Source organism: bacterium (genome assembly GCA_036524115.1).
GTDB lineage: Bacteria > JAUVQV01 > JAUVQV01 > JAUVQV01 > DATDCY01 > DATDCY01.
The window spans coordinates 1-7,427 of sequence record DATDCY010000173.1; the positions used below are offsets into that span (position 1 = coordinate 1).

Genomic DNA, 7,427 nt, shown 5'->3' on the forward strand with positions numbered 1-7,427 from the left:
CGCGTGGTCGAGCGGCCCTTCCCAGGGCTCGCGCGCGCAGCCGCGACGGGCGGCGAGAGCTTCGAAGCGCTCGCGGCGCCGCTCCAGCGGGCTGCGGCCCCCGTCGCGCCGCCCGCGGGCGGCGAGGAGCGCGAGCGCCGCCAGCGCGATCGCCGCGGCCAGCGCGATGAGCGCCGCGCGCGACGCGCCGGCGGGAAGACGGAGGCGGCGCAGGCTCCGGAAGCCTTCCGCCCCGGCGCGGGCGATCTGGAGCTGCGATTCGGCGTCGTACTGGACGACCCAGCTGTTCCAGCGCATCCGCAGCGTATCGAGCCAGAGCAGCGGCCGCCGCAGCCGCCGCGACGCCGCGGTGGCGCCGAGCGCCGCCGCCGCCGGGGTGGCGTCGAGGCGGACCCACTCGCCGTCGATCCAGGCCTCGACCCAGGCGTGCGCGGAGGCCTGAGTCACGAGGTAGTAGGAGCCGGCGGCGACCCAGTCGCCGCCGAGGTAGCCGCTGACGAGGCGCGCCGGGACCCCGCAGACGCGCAGCATGGTCGCGAGCCCGGCGGCGAAGTACTCGCAGTAGCCCGTGCGGTTGACCAGCAGGAACGCCTCGAGCGGGTCGCCCGCCGGCGCCGGCACCTCGAGGGAGTAGGTGTAGCCGCGGGCGAAGTGCGCCAGGAGCCGGTCCGCGATGCGCCGCGGGTCGATCTCGCCGCCGGCGGCGCGCAGCGCCAGATCCCGGATCGGATCGGGGAGCGCGGCCGGCACGGCGAGGTCCAGGGCGCGCTCCTCGCGCGAGAGCCGCTCGGCGTAGCGGTCGCCGGGGACGGATGTGCCGGTGTAGCGGATGCGCCGTGCCAGCGGCAGGGGCAGGCGCAGCGCGCGGCCGGCGCCGAGGAGCTGGAGCCGCGCGCCCACCGTCGCGCGCAGGGGCGACTCGAGGAGGAAGAGCTGCCGGTCGCCGTGGGGCTCGACGAAGTACGTGACGCGGGTGCCGGCGGGCTGCGCCGGTCCCTGCGGCGGGGGCGTGGCCGGGCGCCAGAGCGGGGAGACGCTCCACCTGCGCCCGTCCGTGACCTCGAGGACGGCGCCGCGCCAGTACGGCGTCGTGGCCAGCGGTCCGTCCTCGATCTCGGCACGGAATGCGACCGCGCCGCTGAGTGCCACGCGCTCGACGTCCCCGAGGCGCAGCTGGTCCGAGACGCCGCTGGTCCCCGTCCGCGATCGCGCCCCGAGTCCCGCCCAGAAGGGGTTCACCGAGCGTGGCAGCACGACGAACAGCAGCGCCGCCAGCGGCAGGGACGCCGCGACGAGCCCGCCGCCGATCACGGCCAGGCGTCGGGCGAGGCGCCGGTCCAGCGCCGGGACCGCCTCGGCGAAGGGGAGCCAGAGCAGGAAGAGCACCCCGAGGACGATCGCGGCCACCAGCAGGAGGGCGAAGCCGATTTCCGGCTCCAGCGAGGCGCACCCCGCGACGAGCAGCAGCGATACGGCGAGGATCTGGAGGTGGTCCCGGCGCGCCTTCGCGCCGAGGAGCTTGACCGCCAGCAGCAGCGCCAGCGCCGCGAGCGACTGCTCCGCGAGCGTGTCGCGCCGCGGGGGCGCGAGGAAGGCGAGCGAGCCCGCCAGCCCGACGAGATTGAGGACGAAGACCGGTGCGCGGCGGCCGCCCCGGTGGTCCCAGAGCGCCCCGGCGATCCAGCCGAAGGCCGCCAGCATCCAGGCGCTGCGGTGCAGCGGCGAGAGGGCGACCGCGGCCGTGGCCGCCGCCGCGAGGGCGTACGCGAACGCCAGGCTGACGCTGCGCGGCCTCACGTCGGTCCCGGGAAGCGCGCGAGCGCGCCGAGGAGCGCGCGGCGGTGGGCCTGGCCGCTGCCGGGGGCGAAGGTCTGCCCGGGCAGCTCGAGGCCGGCGGCGCGTCCCCGCCGCAGCGCCGTGCGCACGAGCCAGGCGAGCTGGCCGAGGCGCGCCTCCGTGCCCGGTCCGGGGACCGCGTCGAAGGCGTACACGACCGGCGGCGCGCCCTCGGACTCGAACTCCTTCGTGAGCAGCCGGCGCAGGCGCAGCCAGCTCGTCCACTGCACGCGCGCGATGGCGTCGCCCGGGACGTAATCCCTCAGGCCGCGGTAGTCGCCCCCGAGGCCCGCCTTGCGGCGCGTCGCCAGCTCGCCCTCGCGCTCGGCGCGGTCGACGCTCTCCCAGGAGACCGGCAGCGGTTGCGGGTAGACGAGGCAGCCGCCGCGGGGCCGCACGACGCGGCCGCGGCGTATGAGACCGAAGGGGAACTCGGAGGAGATCTCCAGCGCCGGCCACGGCTGCACCCCGCGCGCGGGGAAGCTCACGGCCAGCGGCACGTCGGTCGCGCCGCCGCGCGGCACCTCGGCGGCCACCGCGGCGGGCGGCTTCCCCGCTTCCCCCACCGCCAGCAGGTAGGACGCTCGGCCCGGCCCGGCCGCGAGCAGGACGCGCACGGACGCCGGGCGGCCCGCCCACGCCTCGTCCGGCGGGAGCAGCCGGACGCTCGCCGCCGCCAGATTGCGGTGCCCGAGGATGCCGGAGAGCGCGAGCAGGGCCAGCAGCGAGGCCACGACGAAGTAGAGGAGGTTGTTGCCGGAGTTCACCGCAACGACGCCCGCCGCCAGGACGAGGGCGATCGCGAAACCCCCGGGCGCGGTGAGCCGGATGCGCAGGTCCCCGGCGGCGAGGGGGACGCCGGCGGGCTCAGCGGACGGGGGTGGCCCGGAGGAGGTCCCGGACGAGGGAGGCACGGTCCAGCCTTTCGAACTCGCCCCGGGGAAGGAGGCGGTGCGCGACCACCGCCTCGGCCACGCCCTGCACGTCCTCGGGGACGCAGTAGTCCCTGCCCGCGAGCAGCGCCGCAGCCTTCGCCGCGCGCACCCAGTGCTCGGCGCCGCGCGGGGAGATGCCGATGAGCAGGCGGTCCGAGACGCGGGAGGCGGCAGCGAGGTCGAGGACGTACTCCAGCAGCGGCGCGGCGACGGTCACCGCGGCCGCGCGTTCCTGGAGGGCGGCGAGGTCGTCGGCGCCGACGACCGCCTCGGCGCGGTCGACGCGCTCGCGCGTGTCCAGGTTTGCGAGGAGGACGCGTTCGGCGTCGCGCCCGGGGTAGCCCATGCGCAGCGTCATCATGAAGCGGTCGAGTTGCGACTCGGGCAGCGGGTAGGTGCCGTAGTGCTCGACCGGGTTCTGGGTCGCGATCACGAAGAAGGGCTGCGGCAGCTGGTGGGTGCGGCCCTCCACCGAGACCTGCCCCTCGGCCATCGCCTCGAGCAGCGCGCTCTGGGTCTTCGGCGTGGCGCGGTTGATCTCGTCGGCGAGGACGATCTGGTGGAAGACCGGCCCGGGCCGGAAGGCGAGGGCGCCCGTCCCCACGTCCAGCACCGACACGCCCAGGATGTCGGTCGGGAGCAGGTCCGCGGTGAACTGCACCCGCGCGAAGTCGAGCCCCAGCACCCGGGCCAGCGCCAGGGCGAGGGTGGTCTTGCCGACGCCGGGGAGGTCCTCGAGGAGCAGGTGGCCGCGCGCCAGCAGGCAGGCCACCGCCAGCCGCACGACGTCCTCCTTGCCACGCACGAGGGCGTTCACGGCGGCGAGGGCGGCGTCGATCCGACCGTCGGTCTTCACGGGCCCCCATGCTAGCACATCCCCTTGCAATTTCGCCGGGCCTTCGCTAACGTAACGCTTCGTTTTCTGCGCGGACGGCCTGCCTTCCGCGCGCGAGATGCGGCAACCCGGACAGGGGAGGAACAGGACATGGCGGTGAAGAAGGTCTGGATCGAGGAAGGCTGTACCGTGTGCGGCGTCTGCGCCGATCTGGCGCCCGAGGTCTTCCAGCTGGGCGACGACTCGAGCACGGTGATCGCGGGCGCGAACCTGGCCGCGAACTCCGACGCCATCATCGACGCGGCGCGCAACTGCCCCGTCGAGATCATCAAGTACGAGGAGTAGCACCGGTCCTTCCGGCGCGGGGCGGCCCGCTGCCGCCCCGTTTCGGTCCACGCCACCCGCCGCTGCCCCCGCGGGAAGCCCCTCCGTGCCACGCGCCTGCATCGTCGTTCTGCTGCTCTGCGGCCTCGTCGTGCGCCCACCGTCGGCCGTCGCCGGGCCGGCGGAGGCGGACCCGGCCGTCCGTCGGGGGCTGGCGGCGCGCGAGGAGCTGCGCCGGCGCGTCGATCCGGCGGCCGGGCCGCCCGCCGAGGAGACGTGGGTCGCGGTCTCGCCGGGAGGGCGTCCTGCGCTCGTGGTCAAGGGGCGCGTGAGCGGGCCGGACGGGCGGCCCACGCTGCGCGACGAGGCCATCGTCGACCTCGGGGCCGGGCGCGTCACCTCCTTCGTCTGGTTCCCCAACGCGAGCGCGCGCAAGGCCGGCGAGGCGATCATCTCGCTCGGCGAGGTCTCCTCGCGCGCCGACGCCCAGGTACGCCGGCTCCTCCCCGGCACGGAGCTGGCGCTCGAGGGCATCCAGCGCTACCGCGCCAGCGGCGAGGAGAGCATCTACTACGAGGCGAGCTTCACCGACCCCGGCGGCGACGTCCCCTTCCTGCAGCCCACGGTGCGGCTGTTGCTGGACGCGTCGACGGGCAACTTCTTCCGTTTCGACGCCGACCCCGACTGGTTCGCGCCGCCGAAGGCGCCCAAGGCGCGCCTGTCGCGCAAGGCCGCCGAGCGGGTTGCCGCGGCGGCGCTCGCGGCGCGCGACCTCTCGCCGGCGTTGGGGGCGGGCGCCGCGCCGGGAAAGACGGGAGCGGCGGAGCTGTTCATCGTGCGGCCCAACGACTGGCTGGCTTCGCCGGGGGAGGCCGCGGCGGCGCGCGCCCGCGTCGCCTGGGTCGTCCCCTTCTCGCTCAAGGGCGAACCGGGCCGCCTCGTGCACCGGCTGTTCGTGGACGCGGCGACCGGGAAACTGCTCGGCGGGCTGCCCGGGGCTCGTTGACAAGAGCAGGCGAGGCCGTACACTCCCGTCCCATGGATCAGAAGGGGCCGGTCCTCGTCACGGGCGCGGCCGGCTTCGGCGGCAGCCATCTCGTCGAGCACCTGCTCGAGCGCGGGCTCGCCGTGGTCGGGCTCGACCACCCGGAGGCGCGGCCCGAGAATCTCGAGGCCGTGCGCGGGCGGATCGACTACGTCGCCTGCGACCTCGCGGCCGGCGGCGCGGACGAGGTGCGCGGGGCCCTCGGCGGGCGGGAGTTCGCCGCGGTCTACCACCTCGCGGGCCTCGCGAGCGTGCGCCGCTCCTTCGGCGAGGTCCGGCGGACCCTCGAGGTGAACGCGTTCGCCTCGGTCAACCTCCTCGAGGCGCTCCTGCGGCAGGCGACGCCGCCGCGGGTGCTCCTCGTGGGCTCGGCGGAGGAGTACGGCGTCGCGCCCGCGGGCGCCGGCGCGCTCGCCGAGGACGCGCCGCTGGCGCCGGCGAACCCCTACGCCCTGAGCAAGGTCTGGCAGGAGGCGCTCGGGGGCTACTACGCGCGGACCCGGCGCTGGCCGATCCTCATGACGCGCACCTACAACCACACGGGGCCCCGCCAGGGGGCGGACTACGTGTGCGCCGACTTCGCGCGGCAGATCGCGCGCATCGAGCTGCGCCTCGCGGAGCCGGTCATCCGCGTGGGGAACCTCGGGGCCGCGCGCGACTTTCTCGACGTGCGGGACGTCGTGCGTGCCTACCGGCTCATCGTGGCCCGGGGGACCCCGGGCGCGGCGTACAACGTCTGCTCCGGCAGCGTGCGGACCATCGCGGATCTGCTGCAGATCCTGCTCGGGCAGGCGGTGCTCAGGATCAAGGTCGAGGTCGACGTGTCGCGCCACCGCCCGGTGGACGTCCCGGTCCTGCACGGCGACCCCGGGCGCCTCGCGCGCGAGACGGGCTGGGCCCCGGCCATCGGGATCGAGCGGAGCCTCGGCGACCTGCTCGAATACTGGCGTCGGCGCGTCGCGGCCGAGGCGGGCGCCGGGCAGCCGCGCGCGGCGGGCTCGCCGGCGTGAGCGGCGGCGCGGGCGCCGCGGCGCCGCGGATCGACCAGGCGCTCCCCGCGTTCGCCTACGGGGACGCGATCGGCAACGACGTCCTGGCCCTGCGCGGGCTGCTGCGGCGCGGCGGCGTGACCTCGGAGATCTTCGCCGCGACCGTGGACGAGCGGCTGGGCGGGGAGGCGCGGCGCTGGCGCGAGTACGCCGCCCACGACGACCCGCGGAACATCTGCATCCTGCACTTCTCGATCGGCGGCGCCATGGCGCGGGTCTTCGCGCGGCTGCGCGCGCGCAAGGTGCTCGTCTACCACAACGTGACCCCGCCGGGTTTCGCCCGCGGCGTGAGCCGGCGTCTCGAGCGCGAGTGCCGCGCCGGGCGCGAGCAGCTGCGCGAGCTGGCCGGGTGCACCGACCTGGCGCTCGCGGTCTCCGAGTACAACCGCAGGGAGCTCGAGGAGCTGGGGTTCGCCCGCACCGCCGTGCTGCCGATCCTCGTCGACTTCGCGGACCACGACCGCGCGCCGTGGGACGTCGAGCTCGCGCTGCGGTTCGGGCGCGGCGGCACGACCATCCTGCACGTGGGCCGCGTGGTGCCCAACAAGCGCATCGAGGACCTCGTGCGCTGCTTCCACCTCTACCGCCGGGCCGACGCGGCGGCGCGACTGCTGATCGTCGGCAACGACACCGGGGTGCGCGGGTACGCCGACGCGCTGCGGGAGTTCGTCGCCGCCCTCGGGACGCCCGAGGTGCACTTTCTCGGCCACCTCGACTTCGCGGGGCTGTGCACCTGCTACCGCCTCGCCGATCTCTACCTCTCGATGAGCGAGCACGAGGGCTTCTGCGTGCCGCTGCTGGAGGCGATGCACTTTCGCGTCCCGATCGTCGCGTTCGCGGCGGCGGCGGTCCCCGAGACCCTCGGGGCGGGGGGGGCGCTGCTGGGGGAGAAGCGCTTCGAGGAGGCGGCGGAGCTGATGCGGCTGGTGGCGACCGACGCCCGGCTGCGCGCCCGCCTGGTCGCCGGGGGAGCGGCCCGGCTCGAGGACTTCTCGCCGGCGCGGGTCGAGCGCGAGCTGTGGCCCCTGCTCGCGGGCGTCGCCCCGTAGCCCTCAGCGCTTGAGGACGTCCGCGACCGGCCGGACGGCGGCGCCGGCGGAGCGGAACTCGGCGGGCAGCTCCGCGAGCGAGCGCGCGGCCGCCTCTCGGGAATCGAAGGTGTCGACGCAGACGCGGAAGCAGGTCCGGCCCTTCACGTCCTTGGTGACCAGGTAGAACCGCCGGGACGCCAGCGTCTTCTGGGCGTCGGCGATGGTGTCGCGCTGGCAGGCCGTGAGCAGCAGAAGCGTGAACCCGGCGCGGTGCTCCGCCTCAAGGACGTCCTCCCAGATCGCGGCCGCCCCGTCGAGGTCGCCGGCGCGGAAGACGTCGAGCCCGCTGCGGTAGCGGTCGCCGGCCGCGGC

Annotated in this window: 8 protein-coding genes; 4 read left to right on the forward strand and 4 right to left on the reverse strand. The window is 75.8% G+C overall.

The annotated features are described in order from the left end of the window. The 3 genes from VI078_08300 to VI078_08310 all read right to left on the reverse strand — a co-directional run. A partial coding sequence (locus VI078_08300; GenBank protein HEY5999286.1) for a DUF3488 and transglutaminase-like domain-containing protein occupies positions 1 to 1,797 on the reverse strand: 1,797 nt, incomplete at its 3' end. Next, entirely contained in the window at positions 1,794 to 2,750 is a 957-nt protein-coding gene (locus VI078_08305; GenBank protein ID HEY5999287.1) for a DUF58 domain-containing protein, read from the reverse strand. The genes VI078_08300 and VI078_08305, both read right to left, overlap by 4 nt. After that, a complete protein-coding gene (locus VI078_08310; protein ID HEY5999288.1) occupies positions 2,704 to 3,627 on the reverse strand; it encodes an AAA family ATPase in 924 nt (307 codons plus the stop codon). The genes VI078_08305 and VI078_08310 overlap by 47 nt, the downstream gene beginning before the upstream one ends. 129 nt (positions 3,628 to 3,756) lie before the next feature. Here VI078_08310 and VI078_08315 point away from each other — a divergent pair, with 129 nt between their 5' ends. From VI078_08315 to VI078_08330, 4 genes are all read left to right on the forward strand, one after another. Beyond that, entirely contained in the window at positions 3,757 to 3,951 is a 195-nt protein-coding gene (locus tag VI078_08315) for a ferredoxin (GenBank protein ID HEY5999289.1), read from the forward strand. An 85-nt stretch (positions 3,952 to 4,036) separates the two neighbouring features. Further along, positions 4,037 to 4,936, forward strand: a complete 900-nt coding sequence (locus VI078_08320) for a hypothetical protein (protein HEY5999290.1) — start codon at positions 4,037 to 4,039, stop codon at positions 4,934 to 4,936. 32 nt (positions 4,937 to 4,968) lie between these two features. Next, a complete protein-coding gene (locus VI078_08325) occupies positions 4,969 to 5,985 on the forward strand; it encodes a GDP-mannose 4,6-dehydratase (protein HEY5999291.1) in 1,017 nt (338 codons plus the stop codon). Then, positions 5,982 to 7,073 (forward strand): glycosyltransferase family 4 protein, encoded by a 1,092-nt coding sequence (locus VI078_08330; GenBank protein ID HEY5999292.1) that lies wholly within the window; start codon positions 5,982 to 5,984, stop codon positions 7,071 to 7,073. Before VI078_08325 ends, VI078_08330 begins: the two co-directional genes overlap by 4 nt. 3 nt (positions 7,074 to 7,076) lie before the next feature. Here VI078_08330 and VI078_08335 read toward each other — a convergent pair. After that, positions 7,077 to 7,427, reverse strand: a 351-nt coding sequence (locus VI078_08335) for a hypothetical protein (protein ID HEY5999293.1), incomplete at its 5' end; no start/stop codon positions are given.

Excerpts from the sequence above, each read along its gene's own strand:
- VI078_08315 (HEY5999289.1), top strand. The coding sequence starts at position 3,757 with ATGGCGGTGAAGAAGGTCTGGATCGAGGAAGGCTGTACCGTGTGCGGC.
- VI078_08325 (HEY5999291.1), top strand. The coding sequence starts at position 4,969 with ATGGATCAGAAGGGGCCGGTCCTCGTCACGGGCGCGGCCGGCTTCGGC.